This is a genomic window from Streptomyces sp. bgisy027, from assembly GCF_057710365.1.
In genome coordinates, this window is record NZ_JBYIVZ010000034.1 from 63722 (window position 1) to 77474 (window position 13753).

The 13753-nt window shown below is 70.4% G+C and carries 13 protein-coding genes and 1 pseudogene; 5 read left to right on the forward strand and 9 right to left on the reverse strand.

Annotated elements, in window-relative coordinates; all coding sequences use genetic code 11:
- The first annotated feature begins 293 nt into the window (after positions 1–293).
- Positions 294–1673 (forward strand): replication initiator, encoded by a 1380-nt coding sequence (locus tag AC3ETA_RS30560; RefSeq protein ID WP_432196164.1) that lies wholly within the window; start codon positions 294–296, stop codon positions 1671–1673.
- Positions 1674–1840: 167 nt separating this feature from the next.
- On the opposite strand, the gene AC3ETA_RS30565 is transcribed toward AC3ETA_RS30560, so the two are convergent.
- A complete protein-coding gene (locus AC3ETA_RS30565) occupies positions 1841–3475 on the reverse strand; it encodes a recombinase family protein (RefSeq protein ID WP_432196114.1) in 1635 nt (544 codons plus the stop codon).
- A gap of 33 nt (positions 3476–3508) precedes the next feature.
- Here AC3ETA_RS30565 and AC3ETA_RS30570 point away from each other — a divergent pair.
- Positions 3509–3793, forward strand: a pseudogene (locus AC3ETA_RS30570) (MFS transporter); the annotation flags it as partial.
- On the opposite strand, the gene AC3ETA_RS30575 reads toward AC3ETA_RS30570, so the two are convergent.
- From AC3ETA_RS30575 to AC3ETA_RS30585, 3 genes are all read right to left on the reverse strand, one after another.
- On the reverse strand, positions 3755–4600 hold the full coding sequence (locus AC3ETA_RS30575; protein ID WP_432196115.1) for a spermidine synthase: 846 nt from the start codon (positions 4598–4600) through the stop codon (positions 3755–3757). The pseudogene AC3ETA_RS30570 and the gene AC3ETA_RS30575 sit on opposite strands and share 39 nt — an antisense overlap.
- Before the next feature lie 97 nt (positions 4601–4697).
- Entirely contained in the window at positions 4698–5867 is a 1170-nt protein-coding gene (gene tuf / locus AC3ETA_RS30580; protein ID WP_432196116.1) for an elongation factor Tu, read from the reverse strand.
- A 272-nt stretch (positions 5868–6139) separates the two neighbouring features.
- Positions 6140–6862: a DNA alkylation repair protein gene (locus tag AC3ETA_RS30585; RefSeq protein ID WP_432196117.1), complete on the reverse strand. Its 723-nt coding sequence runs from the start codon at positions 6860–6862 to the stop codon at positions 6140–6142.
- A 49-nt stretch (positions 6863–6911) separates the two neighbouring features.
- Between AC3ETA_RS30585 and AC3ETA_RS30590 the strand changes: the two genes are divergently transcribed.
- Positions 6912–7694, forward strand: a complete 783-nt coding sequence (locus AC3ETA_RS30590; RefSeq protein WP_432196118.1) for a TVP38/TMEM64 family protein — start codon at positions 6912–6914, stop codon at positions 7692–7694.
- A 31-nt stretch (positions 7695–7725) separates the two neighbouring features.
- Here the strand turns inward: AC3ETA_RS30590 and AC3ETA_RS30595 are convergent, their stop codons facing one another.
- Positions 7726–8895 carry a thiolase family protein gene (locus tag AC3ETA_RS30595; protein WP_432196119.1) on the reverse strand — a complete coding sequence of 390 codons (1170 nt, stop codon included), beginning with the start codon at positions 8893–8895 and terminating at the stop codon, positions 7726–7728.
- A gap of 164 nt (positions 8896–9059) precedes the next feature.
- On the opposite strand from AC3ETA_RS30595, the gene AC3ETA_RS30600 reads away from it, so the two are divergent.
- On the forward strand, positions 9060–9530 hold the full coding sequence (locus AC3ETA_RS30600) for a winged helix-turn-helix transcriptional regulator (RefSeq protein ID WP_432196120.1): 471 nt from the start codon (positions 9060–9062) through the stop codon (positions 9528–9530).
- 42 nt (positions 9531–9572) lie between these two features.
- Here AC3ETA_RS30600 and AC3ETA_RS30605 read toward each other — a convergent pair whose 3' ends face one another.
- A complete protein-coding gene (locus AC3ETA_RS30605) occupies positions 9573–10499 on the reverse strand; it encodes a DUF6807 domain-containing protein (RefSeq protein ID WP_432196121.1) in 927 nt (308 codons plus the stop codon).
- Positions 10496–11701, reverse strand: a complete 1206-nt coding sequence (locus AC3ETA_RS30610; protein WP_432196122.1) for a Gfo/Idh/MocA family protein — start codon at positions 11699–11701, stop codon at positions 10496–10498. The genes AC3ETA_RS30605 and AC3ETA_RS30610 overlap by 4 nt, the downstream gene beginning before the upstream one ends.
- A 323-nt stretch (positions 11702–12024) precedes the next feature.
- On the opposite strand from AC3ETA_RS30610, the gene AC3ETA_RS30615 reads away from it, so the two are divergent.
- Positions 12025–12900 (forward strand): undecaprenyl-diphosphate phosphatase, encoded by an 876-nt coding sequence (locus AC3ETA_RS30615; RefSeq protein WP_432196123.1) that lies wholly within the window; start codon positions 12025–12027, stop codon positions 12898–12900.
- Between the two features lie 382 nt (positions 12901–13282).
- On the opposite strand, the gene AC3ETA_RS30620 is transcribed toward AC3ETA_RS30615, so the two are convergent.
- Together AC3ETA_RS30620 and AC3ETA_RS30625 are read right to left on the reverse strand one after the other, a co-directional pair.
- A complete protein-coding gene (locus AC3ETA_RS30620; protein WP_432196165.1) occupies positions 13283–13453 on the reverse strand; it encodes an SDR family oxidoreductase in 171 nt (56 codons plus the stop codon).
- A gap of 18 nt (positions 13454–13471) precedes the next feature.
- Positions 13472–13726: a hypothetical protein gene (locus AC3ETA_RS30625; RefSeq protein ID WP_432196124.1), complete on the reverse strand. Its 255-nt coding sequence runs from the start codon at positions 13724–13726 to the stop codon at positions 13472–13474.
- Positions 13727–13753: the final 27 nt, after the last annotated feature.

The window sequence follows — 13753 nt, forward strand, 5'->3', positions numbered from 1 at the left end:
GAGAAAGGGACCTGAGCCATGCCCATGCCTCGCGTGAGGTGCCCCCACTGCAAGGGCGACGGCGCCCGCAGGACCTGGACCGGACGGCTGCGGCGCTGCCGCGTCTGCCGGGGCACCGGCACCATCCGCTGAACCCCACCCCGCCGACCACGCAAGGGAGCGATCCCCATGACCGACAACGCGCCACCACCCAATCACCGTGCCGCCTCGGCGGCCCACCCCGGAAGGTCACCACCATCACCCCGGAGCTCACCCCGGCTGACAGGCGCGCCGCCCTCGACCGCGCGGCGCGCCTGCGTCAGCTCTCAGAAGCAGATCGCGACGCCATCCGCCTCGCCCAAGATCCGAAGTTTGCCCGCTGGCTGGAGCAGATCACCGCTACGGGCGGCTGCTCCCATCCCGTCCACCTCTCCGGCTCGACCACCACCCTGGACGCGGAAACCGGCGAGATCCTGAGCCACTACGACACCCGCAACGAACCTGGCGAACGCCTCCTCGTCCGCTGCCGCAACCGCCGCGCCACCGTCTGCCCGGCCTGCTCCCGCCTCCACGCCGGAGACACCTTCCACCTCGTCCGCGCGGGCCTGCTCGGGGGCAAGAACGTCCCCGCGACTGTCCGGCACCGGCCCCGGCTCTTCGTCACCCTGACTGCCCCGTCCTTCGGCCCGGTCCACCGTGCCGGGGAGCTATGCCGTCCCCGCCGCGACGGCGGCACTTGCGAACACGGACGGTCCCTCGGCTGCGGCACCGTCCACGCCCCGGACGCTGCCGTCGTTGGCCAACCGCTGTGCGCCGACTGCTACGACTACACCGCCCACGTGCTCTGGCACGCACACGCATCCAAGCTGTGGGACCGATTCGTCATCGACGTACGGCGGCGCCTCGCCTCCTCGGTCGGCCTCGTACAGTCCTGCTTCGCCCAGCATGCCCGGCTGTCCTTCGCCCGCGTCGCCGAGTACCAGAAGCGCGCTGCTGTCCACGTGCACGTCATCGTCCGCCTCGACGGCCCGGACGGGCCCGACGACGAACCCCCGGCCTGGGACAGCGTCGACCGACTGACCGATGCCGTTCGTGCCTCGGCCGGACGGGTCCTGGTCTGCACGCCCTATAGCCCGGCCGTTGGTGAGCTGGAGCTGTGCTGGGGCGCCCAACTCGATGTTCGAACGCTGCGCGCTGACAGTGACGGGCCAGATGATGACGCGGTGGCCGCGTACGTGGCCAAGTACGTCACCAAGGGAGCGAGCGAGACAGGCGCCGGCACTGACCACCCGCTCACGACCTGGGCAGACATCGAGTCGGCACCCGTGAGCGAGCACGTCCGCGCTCTCATGCGGGCCTGCTGGCGCCTCGGAGGCCTCCCCGAGTACGCGCCCCTGAACCTTCGCGCCTGGGCTCACACGCTCGGCTTCCGGGGCCACATCCTCACCAAGTCGCGCGCCTACTCCACGACGTACGCGGCACTGCGCGCCGACCGGGCCCACCACATGGGCCACGCCGACATCCCGAACGCCGCCACCGAACGGAATTGGCGGTACGTCGGCTCCGGCCACACCCCCGGCGCTGCGCTCCTGGCGGCGGGGGTTGCGGAGGACCTCGCCGCGAATCGCGAGATGGCCCGGGAAGTGTGGGCCGCTGAGAGGGGGCGGCTGAGTGGGGCACCCGAGCGGCGCTGATGAAGATCAGGACATGGCTTGGGCACGAGCACACGCGCGCAAGTCCCCTGGCTGGTCTGATGCTCAGTGGCGCCGGATGAACGCCGCGTTGGGCGTGGACGTCTGCACACGCGATGGAGCCCGCCACCATCGCCGTACGAGGTGACGGGCTCTCGTTCCTCCCGGTGCTACTCCTCGGCCCACACAGGAACCAGACGCTCACGCAAGGGCACTCGGCGCCCACTCCCCACAGACAGCACGACCAAGGCTGTCAGCGTTCGCGCGACGTACGAGCGACGCTCGGCAAGGGTGATCCCGTCCCGGTGCCACTCCTTGGCCATGTCCACGGGCTCGCCTTGGTCCGCGAGCGTCCGGCGCTGCCACGCGTTACGTTCCCTCTTCAGCCGCTGTTCCTCGGCCTCGTACTCGGCAAGATCCGAGTAGTAGCGCTCGGCGCTGATCTTCCGCGCACGACGGGCCTGCTTGAGATCGGCAATGTCCTCTCGGACGATCTCCAGTTCGGCTTCCTTGGACCACTCTTGCGGCGCCTTGACCGCCTGCCGTTTGCTGGCCTCTTCCTCGTACTTCGCGACGACGAGCATCCTGATCAGGTCGTCCGTCTCCGGCCCAGGGATCTTCACCCCACCGCACCCCTTGCCCGTCGTCTTTGCCGGGCAGACGTAGTAGAAGTACCCCTTGGGTTTGCCTCGGCTCGGCGCTGCTTTCATCGCTCGCAGCGGTGAGCCACAGTCCTCCTTGCCACAGCGGAGGGTGCCGGAGCCTAGATAGACACGGGTGTTGTGGCCACCTCCGCGCATCGGCCCATCTCCGATGATCTCTTGGATTGCCTCCCACTCAGAGACCTTCAAGATCGGCGTCCACTGCCCTTTTACAGGCTTGCCCTCGTCGTCGTGAGCGATCGTGAGGTGCCTGATCTCTCGGCCCGACGCCGGGGCGAACTCGATCACGACATGGGATCGGTACCCGCACAGTCGCGGATTCCGCATCATGTCCCTGAGAGCGATCCACGTCCAAGGGTTGCCCTTCGACGTGGTGATCCCCTCGCGGTTCCAGTCGGCAACGATCGCGTGCCACTCAGTACCGAGGATGATGCGCTTGGCGGCCTTGCGGATGTGCTCGGCCTCGGCCGGGTTGAGGGTGCGCTTGTCGTCCTGCCACCCGAAGGGGCGTGTCCCGCCCACGGGTATGCCCCGGTCTCGGCGTGCCTTGTGGTTGCGGCGTACCCGGCGGGCTGTGTCGGCGGACTGCTTGTTGGCCATGGCGACGACCACGCGGGCCATGGCGCGCCCGTTGTCGGTCAACAGGTCCAAGGTGCCCGTGATGTCGATGATCGGCCGGTGCTGGTGCTCCACGGTTTCGATCGCGTCTTCAAGGTGGCGGGGGTCGCGAGTTAGACGGTCGATGTCGTAGACGATCAGTCCGTCAATGCGTTCGCCGTTCGGGGCCTTGCCCTGCTTCAGGTCCTCCAACGCGCCCTCGTACACGGGCCGGACCACGCGGTAGCCGATGGTTCCGTCGGGCAGACGTACGCGCCTGCGCTTCCACGCTGACGTATCCGGCTCCATGTACGTGTACACGTACTGTCCGCCTCGGCTCTCGACGAACTGGCGGCCGTCCCTCTCCTGCTCCTCGGTGCTCTTGATGTCCCTGCCGGTCATGAACCGGGGCCGGGCGGTGCCATCTAACCTGTCGTCAGAAGACAGTTCACCCTCGGCCTCCTCGGTCGACAAGCGGGCCAGTCCAGCCCAGTTCTGCCCTTCGAGGTTCCCCCAGTGCGCTCGCTGTACCAAGTCGTCAGCCATACCAAGAGGTTACGTTCGCGAGGGTGCTGCGTGCTGCATCAGGAGATACCGGAGGACAAACTGTCCCGGGTCGCCGCCTACGACTGGTTCGGCTCGGTCGCCCTGGTGCCGCTGGCGACTGCCCTGGCCGGCCCGGCGGAGACGGTGTTCGGGCGCACCTCGGCACTGTGGGGCTGCGCCGCGCTGGTGGTCGTCGTCACGGCGGCGGTGCTGTGCGTGCCGGACGTGCGCAACCTCCGCCGCCGTACCAAGCACGTGTCCGCGGGCGAACGGGTCGGCTCAGCCGATACTGAAAGCGCCGTCGGGGGGCTCGGGTGAGGGCACCGCGTCCTCGTCCTGCACCGGCCCCGCCCCACCGGTGAACTCCCGCAGGGCGGCGCCGTGTTCGACCCGGGCCGGGAAGGCGTCGCCGGCCATGAGCCGGGCGAGGGCAGCCGTGTCGAGCGGCCGGTGCGCGGCCACCAGCACCGCGTTCCCGAACCGCCGCCCGCGCAGCACGCCCGGTTCCGCGATCAGCGCGAGTTCCTCGAACACCGTCGCGCAGGTGGCGAGTTGCGAACGCAGGAAGGCGAAGGGAGCGGCGTCGGCGAGGTTGGCGAGATAGACACCGCTCCCGCGCAGCACCCGCTCCGCCTCACGGATGTAGGCGACCGACGTGAGATGCGCCGGTACCCGTGACCCGCCGAAGACGTCGGCGACGACCACGTCGGCCGAGTCGTCCGGTGCCGCCTCCAGCCAGGCGCGTGCGTCGCCGCCGTGCAGCCGGATGCCGGCCGACTCCGGAACCGGCAGATGCTCGACGACCAGCTCCAGCAGCCCGCGGTCGGCCTCGACGACGTCCTGCCGCGAGCCGGGCCGGGTCGCGGCCACGTACCGGGGCAGCATGAGCGCCCCGCCCCCGAGATGCAGCACGTCCAGCGGGCGGCCTGCCTCGGCGACGGTGTCCAGCACGTGCCCGAGCCGCCGGGCGTACTCGAACTCCAGGTACTCCGGCTCGTCGAGATCGACGTACGACTGAGGCGCCCCGTCGACGGTCAGCAACCAGGCCCGCTTCCGGTCGACGTCGGGCATCAGCTTCGCGATGCCGTGGTCGACGGGCCGGGTGACGGGTATGGGCTCGTTCACCTTCCCATTGTGCCCGGGGGAGGCGCCACGAAGGGGCGTGGGGAACTGCGCGACCAGCCACGACGGCCCCGCAGTCCCCCACGCACCCGGCACCCCCCTACGAGACGGCGCTCACGGTCCCCGCCCCCACCGTCCGGCCACCCTCACGAATGGCGAACCCGAGCCCCGGCTCCAGGGGAACCTCCCGCCCCAGTTCCACGGTCATCGTGACCGTCTCCCCGGGCCGCGCGACCCCCACCTCACCGAGGTCGATGTCCCCCACCACGTCCGCCGTACGGATGTAGAACTGCGGCCGGTACCCGGTGACGACAGGCGTCGTACGTCCGCCCTCACGGGCCGAGAGCACATACACCTGCGCGGTGAACCGGCTGCGTGGCATCACGCTGCCCGGCGCCGCGACCACGTGCCCGCGCCGGACGGCGTCCCGCGGGACGCCGCGCAGCAGCAGCGCCACGTTGTCCCCGGCCTGCGCGTCGTCCATCGGCTTGCCGAACGTCTCCAGGCCGGTGACCACGGTCTCCAGCCCGGCGCCGAGCACTTCGACCCGGTCGCCCACCCGCACGGTGCCCCGCTCGACGGCCCCGGTGACCACGGTCCCCCGGCCGGTGATGGTGAGCACGTTCTCGACGGACAGCAGGAACGGCGCGTCCACGTACCGCTCCGGCATCGGGACGTAGGTGTCCACCGCGTCGAGCAGTGCCTCGATGGACGCCGTCCACTGGGGGTCGCCCTGCAGCGCCTTCAGTCCCGAGACCCGTACGACGGGCGCGGTGTCACCGCCGTAGCCGTGCCGCGAGAGCAGGTCGCGGACCTCCAGCTCGACGAGGTCGATGAGCTCCTCGTCCCCCGCGTCGGCCTTGTTGAGGGCGACGACGATGTGGTCGACGCCCACCTGCCGGGCGAGCAGGACGTGTTCGGCGGTCTGCGGCATGATCCCGTCGAGCGCGGACACGACGAGGATCGCCCCGTCCAGCTGCGCTGCGCCGGTGACCATGTTCTTGACGTAGTCGGCGTGGCCCGGCATGTCGACATGCGCGTAATGACGGGTGTCGGTCTCGTACTCGACGTGCGCGATGTTGATGGTGATGCCGCGGGCGGCCTCCTCCGGCGCCCGGTCGATGCGGTCGAAGGGCACGAAGGTGCCGGAACCGCGCTCGGCGAGGACCTTGGTGATGGCGGCGGTCAGGGTGGTCTTGCCGTGGTCGACATGGCCCATGGTGCCGATGTTGAGATGCGGCTTGGTGCGCACGTATGCCGTCTTGGACATGGCTGTACCTCGAAGTCTCTGCAGATGTCTCCGCCAGGGAGAGGGGGACCCCAAGGACTTGCCGACCCTCCCCCTGCGGGGTCCGCCGGACTTTCCGGAGAGGGTCAGCTTCGGGCGCCGTCGGCTGCGGCCAGGAGGACCGGAACGGCAGCCTTCGGAGCATCCGCGACTGCGGATGCTGCGAGGACGAAGGCGTGCCGGAACATGAGGTCGATCATCGTCGACGCGTTGACCGACGTCGAATGGTTTTCCGCGGACGGTGAGTTCGGGCCCTACACCCCCATGTTCTTCAGTGCCTCCCGCACCGACAGCGGCGCGAACCGGCCGCGTTCGCGTGCCAGGAAGTCCCGTACGGCCGCCGGGTCGGTCTTGGCGTACTCGCGCAGGCACCAGCCGATCGCCTTGCGGACGAAGAAGTCGGGGTGGCCGGACTGGCGCAGGCAGTAGGCGAAGAGGCGGTCGGTGTCGGTGCGCTCCTTGTGGCGCAGCTGGTGGAGCAGGGCCGCACGGGCGACCCACAGGTCGTCGTCCGCGATCCAGGCGTCCATGTCGGCCGTGAGCTTCGGATCGGCGGTGACGAGTCCGCCGACGACGTGGGCGGCGAGCAGGTCGACGGTGTCCCACCAGGAGACGGTCGCGATCAGGTGCCGGGCCACCGGCAGGAGACCGGAGGAGCAGCGCGTCACGTGCCGGCGCAGATAGTCGACGGCGAAATAGTGGTACTCACGCTCGGGCAGCCCCCAGCACCGCAGGGCGACCGCGACGCAGTCGGCCTCGTCGGGACGGGGTGTGCCCTGCAGAACGGTGCGGGTGAGGGCGCGGCGCACCGGCGTAGTGAGGCCCAGGAAGGGGGCGATGTCCTTCATGTACGCCCGCATGGCCACGGCACGTTCCGGGTCGGCCGCTTCGGCGTAGGCCTGGACGAGCCGCGCCAGCACCGTGTCGGCCAGGGCACTGCGCGGAGCTTCCAGTGTTCCCGTACCTGTGACGCCCATGAGACGAACCATACGGCGATCAATCATCTTCGTCGGTTACTGTCGCCGAATGCTCGACGATGCCACCACCCGCTCTGGGGGCACCGCCACGGCCTCGCCGCCGGCCGCCGTGGGCGAACTCGCCGTCACCGCGCCCGTACCGGCGCCCGTGGCCGCGGGTTTCTCCGCGCGCTGCGGGAGAGCGCTGCTCTCGCCCTGGTCGCGGCTGTCTCTGCTCCTGATGCTGCTCGCGGCCGCCGCCACCTCCGTGCTGCTCTTCGAGCCGCACAAGCTCCTGGCCGACGGCTGGCCGCCCCAGGTCGGCGGGCCGGTCGCGGTGGTGCTGTTCGCCGTGGGGTACGGCCTGATCACCGTGGCGTTCGTGCCGCGGCCGCTGCTGAACCTCGCGGCGGGCGCGCTCTTCGGCTCGGCTCTGGGCATGGGCGCCGCCATGGCCGGCACCGTGATCGGCGCCGCGATCTCCTTCACGCTCGGCCGGACGCTCGGCCAGGACGCGCTGCGCCCGCTGCTGCGCGGACGGCTGCTGAAGGCGGCGGACAAGCAGTTCAGCGGGCACGGCTTCCGCTCGATGCTGGCGGTGCGGCTCTTCCCCGGCGTGCCGTTCTGGGCCGCGAACTACGCCGCCGCCGTCTCCCGCATGGGTTACCTGCCCTTCCTGCTGGCCACGGCGCTCGGTTCGATCCCCAACATCGGCGCGTACGTCGTCGCCGGCGCCCGGGCCTCGCAGCCCACGTCCCCGGTCTTCCTGATCGCGGTGGCCGCCATCACGCTGCCGGCGCTCGCGGGTGCAGTGGTGGCCTGGCGCAAGCGCCACCACCTGCGCCGCCGCTGAGCGGTCTCCCGGCCGGTAGGCGGCCCGGCCGTCAGACCGACTCGACGATCATCGCGTTGGCGAGCCCGCCCGCCTCGCACATCGTCTGGAGCGCGTAGTGGGCGCCGCGCTCGCGCATCGCGTGGACCAGGGTCGTCGTCAGCCGGGTGCCGCTCGCGCCGAGCGGGTGGCCGAGGGCGATCGCGCCGCCGTGCACATTGACCTTGGCGAGGTCGGCGCCGGTCTCCTGCTGCCAGGCCAGCACGACGCTGGAGAAGGCCTCGTTGACCTCGAACAGGTCGATATCGCCGAGCGACAGCGACGCCCTGCGCAGCACCTTCTCGGTCGCCGGGATGACTCCCGTGAGCATCAGCAGGGGGTCGGAACCGGTGACGGCGAAGCTGTGCAGCCGGGCGAGGGGGCGCAGGCCGAGGCGGGCCGCCGTCTCACCGGAGGTGATGAGGACGGCGGAGGCGCCGTCGTTGACGGGGCTGGCGTTGCCCGCGGTGACGTTCCACTCGATCTGCGGGAAGCGCTCGGCGAACGCCGGGTCGTGGTAGGCGGGCCTCAGGCCGCCGAGGATCTCGGTGGTGCTGCCCGGCCGTACGCACTCGTCGCGCGAGACGCCGTCCAGGGGCGCCACCTCGGCGTCGAACAGTCCCTGCTCCCAGGCGGCGGCCGCCTTCCGGTGCGAGGAGACGGCGAACTCGTCCATCTGCTCGCGGGTGATCGACCACTTCGCGGAGATCAGTTCGGCGCTGATGCCCTGCGGGACGAGGCCCTCGGGGTAGCGCTCGGCGATGCCGGGGCCGAAGGGGTCCTTGCCGGGCGGCACGTTCGACCACATCGGCACCCGGCTCATCGACTCGACGCCGCACGCGACGACGATGTCGTACGCCCCCGAGATGACGCCCTGCGCGGCGAAGTGCACGGCCTGCTGCGAGGAGCCGCACTGGCGGTCCACGGTGGTCGCCGGGACGGTCTCCGGGAAGCCCGCGGACAGGGCGGCGTAGCGGGTGGTGTTCATGGCCTGCTCGCCGACCTGGTCGACGGTGCCGCCGATGACGTCGTCGATCAGCGCCGGGTCGACGCCCGAGCGCTCGACGAGGGTGCGCAGGGTGTGGGCGAGGAGCTGGACGGGGTGGACGTGCGCGAGGGAGCCGTTCGGCTTGCCCTTGCCCAGGGGAGTGCGTACGGCTTCGACGATGACTGCGTCACGCATGGTGCGGGCCTCCTTGGCCGCCGGGCGGTGATCAGCGCGTGGGCCGGTGTGGTGACCGGCGCGATTACCAGTGAGTAGGAAATCCGAACTCACCATAACCTGGAGGGTTGGAAAATCAAACCCATACGGTTGGAAAGTCGAACCCGCCCCTTAGACTGAGCGGCATGGCCGCCACCAAAGATCCGCGCCCCTGCTCCATCGCAGACGCCCTGGCCCTCGTCGGCGAGAAGTACTCCCTGCTCGTGCTGCGCGAGGTGTGCCTGGGCAACGGCCGCTTCGACCAGCTCGTACGCAACATCGGCGCCCCGCGCGACATCCTGGCCACCCGGCTGCGCCGCCTCGTGGACGCCGGGATCCTCACGAAGCGGGCCTACAGCGAGCGCCCGCAGCGGTTCGAGTACCGGCCCACACAGGCCGGCCTGGAGCTGGAGCCGGTCCTGATGACCCTCATGGCATGGGGCGACCGCCATCTGCGGCACGACGACGACCGCCCCATGGTGATCGAGCACGTCTGCGGCAACGAACTGGTCCCGGTCGTCACCTGCCGGGCCTGCGGCGACCCGGTCCGCCACGAGGACCTCACGGCCCATCCGCAGGTTCCTGGATGGACGGTGGCGGGGCCTTCGGCGGCATGAATCGGACTTCGGCGGCATGAGTCGGACCAGCCACCCCGACGCTCACCAGGGATGCGTCTCCAGGTACTTGGTGATCTCCTCGCGCTCCCACTCCCCGTCGGCCACGACGACCCGATAGCGACGGGTGAGGGTGGCGCCGGGCGCGAGTTCCAGCTCGTCGTGGAAGGCCCAGGACGGGGCCACACCGGCGAAGGGCTCGTCGCGCACGAACCAGTGGGCGGGGTGGGCGCCCCGCTCGCCGGCGTGGTCGTTCTCGGGGGCGTGCGCGAAGAGGAGGGTCGCGTGACCGTCGCTGCCGTCGTGCTCGCCCGAGTACGCGAGCCAGGGCGCCTGTGCGCCCATCAGGCCGGGGCCCTCGCCGTCCGGGGCGACGATCCGGCCGCCGCGGAACGCACGCGGACCGCGCCAGAACAGGCCCGTGTAACCGGCCATCTCCCGCCCGGCGGTCGTGGGGCTGCCGAACCGCAGCGGCTCCGCACGGCGGTTCGTCACGGCGCTCGTCCAGGTCAGGGCCCACGAGCCGGACTCCGGCTCGACGTCGTGCACCTCGATCCGGCGCCGCTCGTCGGCCCACAGTTCACCGCTGTGCGGATGCCAGGTCAGCCGCTCGGCGATGACGACCCGGCCGTCCGCCGAGGAGACCTCGTCGAAGCCGGCGTGCGCCATCGACCCGACGCGCTCGGGGAGTTCGAGGTACCCCTGCCCGTGGACGTAGCTGTTGCCGCCCCACAGGTTCGCCCCCGACAGGTGCGACGCGGTCAGCGACAGGCCCTTGTGCCAACGGTGGTCGTTGGGCCGGTGATCGGTGACGACGTCACCGGCGAGCGTCCGCAGCGGGTGCACGTACGGCTTCGGCGCCTCCCAGGCCGCCTCCGCGCGGTAGACGTAGGCCAGCAGTTCGACGCCGGTGACCGGGTCGGTCACGGTGATGCGGTCGCCGTAGGAGTGGACGATGCGCAGCCCGGTCACGCGAGGGCCTCCTCGTCGGCCGCGCTCCGGTCGTCCGGGACGGGCGCCCAGCCCGGCGCGCCGCCGTGCATCGCCGAGTGAAAGGGGTCGCCGGGGCCGATCTCCCCCGCGCGCACCGTCGCGTCCGTGAACGCCGACTTGTACAGGGCGGCGATCAGCTCCAGGCTCGTCCGCCCGTCCGCGCCGCTGCTGCGCGGCCGCTGTCCGGCGCGCATGCTCGCGACCAGTTCCCGCAACTGCTCCAGATGCGAACTGGGCACGTCCGTGCCGAAGTCCTGCCAGGTGGCGGATTCGGCGGCCGGCACGTCGCGGGCCGGCGTGATGCGCCAGTCGGCGTTGCGATGACCGTAGAGGTGAGTCAGTTCGACGGTGGCGCGTTCGCAGTCGATGCGGATGCGGCTGACCTCGTCGGGGCTCAGCACGCTGTTCACGACGGTCGCCATCGCACCGTTCGCGAAGCGCACGAGGGCGGTCGAGACGTCCTCCGTCTCCACGTCGTGCACCAGCCGGCCGGCCATGGCCCGTACCTCGCTCCAGGGTCCGAGCAGGTCGAGCAGCAGATCCATCTGGTGGATGCCGTGTCCCATCGCGGGGCCCCCGCCCTCGGTCCCCCAGCGACCACGCCAGGGCACGGCGTAGTACGCGGCGTCGCGGTACCAGGTCGTCTGGCAGTGGGCGACCAGCGGGCGGCCCACGGCCCGCTCGGCCAGCAGCCGCCGTACGTGCCGGGCGCCGGATCCGAAGCGGTGCTGGAAGACGATCGAGGCGTAGGGGCCGCCGTCCCGGCCCTCCTCGGCCTCGACGGCGTCGAAGTCGGCGAGGCTCGGCACCGGAGGCTTCTCGCACCACACCCAGGCGCCGGCGCGCAGGGCGGCGACGGTCTGGTCGCGGTGGAGCGTCGGCGGGGTGCAGATGACGACCAGGTCGGGCAGCTGCTCCTGGAGCATCCGGTCGAGGTCGGTGTAGCCGTGGAGATCTCCGCCCGCGACGGCACTGAAGGACTCGACCGAGGCCGCGTCGATGTCGACGGCGGCGACGAGCTCCGTCTCACCCTCCTCGGCGAGCACGGCCAGCGCGGGAACGTGCGAGTCGCGCGCGATGGCGCCGGTGCCGATCACGGCGACCCTGACACGGCGGCCGGCGAGCGGAGCGGGGTGGGGCCGGTGCGAGCCGGAACCGGAAGGGGCCTCGGATGTTGCCATGGGCGTGATCGGACTCCTCCGGAACGACGAACGACGAACGACGGGTGACCGGCTTCGCGTGCTGCAGGAACGCAACAGGCATTCGTGCTGCAGGAACGCAGCAGGCATGCAGCAAGCGCTTTCCGCTGGCTGCAACGTAAGCGGCCGCCCCGCAGCAGGTCAACACCGGTTTACGCGCGGGTCGCGAGCGCCCGCCCCGGCCCCTGTGCCGGAGCTGTCATCGCGGGACGCTACGCTGCCCCTCGACGCTCGCGATCACTGCGCCGCCGACGCGTGTCCTTCATCGCCCCTTGCCACCATCAGCACTTGGACTCCCTACTTTCATGTCTTGGTTCGAATCACTCATCCTCGGACTCGTCCAGGGGCTGACCGAGTTCCTCCCCGTGTCCTCCAGCGCGCACCTGAGGCTGACCGCGGCGTTCTCGGGCTGGGAGGACCCCGGTGCGGCCTTCACCGCGATCACTCAGATCGGCACGGAGGCCGCGGTGCTGATCTACTTCCGCAAGGACATCGGGCGGATCATCTCGGCGTGGCTGCGGTCGCTGACCGACAAGGAGATGCGCCAGGACCACGACGCCCAGATGGGCTGGCTGGTGATCGTCGGCTCGATCCCGATCGGTGTGCTCGGCCTGACGCTCAAGGACCAGATCGAGGGACCCTTCCGCGATCTGCGGATCACCGCGACGATGCTGATCGTCGTCGGCATCGTCATCGGCATCGCCGACCGGCTGGCGGCACGCGACGAGACGGGCGGGCGGCACCGCGCGGCCAAGCAGCGCAAGTCGCTGGAGAGCCTGAACGTCAAGGACGGCCTGATCTTCGGCCTCTGTCAGTCCGCGGCCCTCATCCCCGGCGTCTCCCGCTCCGGCGCGACCATCAGCGGCGGCCTCTTCATGGGCTACCAGCGCGAGGCCGCGGCCCGCTACTCCTTCCTCCTCGCGATCCCGGCGGTCCTCGCCTCGGGCCTCTTCGAGCTCAAGGACGCGATGGAGAGCGACCACGTCTCCTGGGGCCCGACGATCTTCGCCACGGTCATCGCCTTCGCGACCGGTTACGCGGTCATCGCCTGGTTCATGAAGTACATCTCGACCAAGAGCTTCATGCCGTTCGTGTGGTACCGCGTAGCGCTCGGTGTGGTGATTATTGTGCTGGTCAGCGTGGGTGTGCTGAGTCCTCACGCGGCCGAGTCGGGGGGCTGAACCCGGGCCGCACAGGTAGCTCCATCTAGCATTTCCTAGCGCCTGATTGCAGCACCACGCCATGATCATCTCCCACTTGTCTCCCACCCATCTCCCACCGGGGAGGCGGGACGCACTCCCCTAGGGCGTGTGCGTCCGCAAAAGCAAGGGATGACAGAGAAGGGCCCGCACGGCAAGCCTTGCGGGCCCTTCCGTACAGAGCTCCGGGGAGGCGGGCCGTGCTCCCTCTCGGTGTCCGCGTGCTCACCACGGTCGGTCGCCTCATTCAAGCCGTTCAGGACGTATGCGCGTCGAGGCACCGCTCACCCCCGGCAGAGGGCAACGCGCCTCACTGGTCCGCCGGCCCGATGCGGCCAGTGAGCCGAGTGGACCCGCAAGGCTCTCAGTAAGTCGCCCGCCCTCCGCTGATGTCGTAGACCGCCCCGGTGCAGAAGCTGACCCGGTCTGAGGCGAGGAACGCCACCAGCTCCGCCACCTCTTCCGGGCGTCCGATCCGCCGCATGGGAATGAGAAGACATACGGCAGCGTGGTGAGCACCAGGTCGGCGTACCAGTCGCTGAGCGGGGGCCTGTCAGAGACGGCTCAGGTCCGTCGACTCGCCGAGCAGTACGCGGCCAGTCGTCTCCCAGATGGACACGTTCACCTGGATGTTCGCGGTGACGGCGTCGGCGTCCCGGAAGCGGCGCTGCAACGGCGAGGCGTCGTAGGGCGCCATCGCACCGCCGGGGTGGTACATGGCACGCACCACCTCCGTAGAGGTGTGCGCCGCGCATCTGTCAGCCAGCCGCAGGGCGGTGCGCACAGCGGCCGGTGTTGCGCTGCCCATCGCGCGACGCGAAGCGATGACTCATTA

What these genes read in the sequence shown, in the direction of transcription:
- AC3ETA_RS30565 (WP_432196114.1), bottom strand. Translation starts at nt 3,475, where the DNA reads ATGGCTGACGACTTGGTACAGCGAGCGCACTGGGGGAACCTCGAAGGG.
- tuf (WP_432196116.1), bottom strand. Translation starts at nt 5,867, where the DNA reads ATGTCCAAGACGGCATACGTGCGCACCAAGCCGCATCTCAACATCGGC.
- AC3ETA_RS30585 (WP_432196117.1), bottom strand. Translation starts at nt 6,862, where the DNA reads ATGGGCGTCACAGGTACGGGAACACTGGAAGCTCCGCGCAGTGCCCTG.
- AC3ETA_RS30590 (WP_432196118.1), top strand. Translation starts at nt 6,912, where the DNA reads ATGCTCGACGATGCCACCACCCGCTCTGGGGGCACCGCCACGGCCTCG.
- AC3ETA_RS30595 (WP_432196119.1), bottom strand. Translation starts at nt 8,895, where the DNA reads ATGCGTGACGCAGTCATCGTCGAAGCCGTACGCACTCCCCTGGGCAAG.
- AC3ETA_RS30600 (WP_432196120.1), top strand. Translation starts at nt 9,060, where the DNA reads ATGGCCGCCACCAAAGATCCGCGCCCCTGCTCCATCGCAGACGCCCTG.
- AC3ETA_RS30610 (WP_432196122.1), bottom strand. Translation starts at nt 11,701, where the DNA reads ATGGCAACATCCGAGGCCCCTTCCGGTTCCGGCTCGCACCGGCCCCAC.
- AC3ETA_RS30615 (WP_432196123.1), top strand. Translation starts at nt 12,025, where the DNA reads ATGTCTTGGTTCGAATCACTCATCCTCGGACTCGTCCAGGGGCTGACC.
- AC3ETA_RS30625 (WP_432196124.1), bottom strand. Translation starts at nt 13,726, where the DNA reads ATGGGCAGCGCAACACCGGCCGCTGTGCGCACCGCCCTGCGGCTGGCT.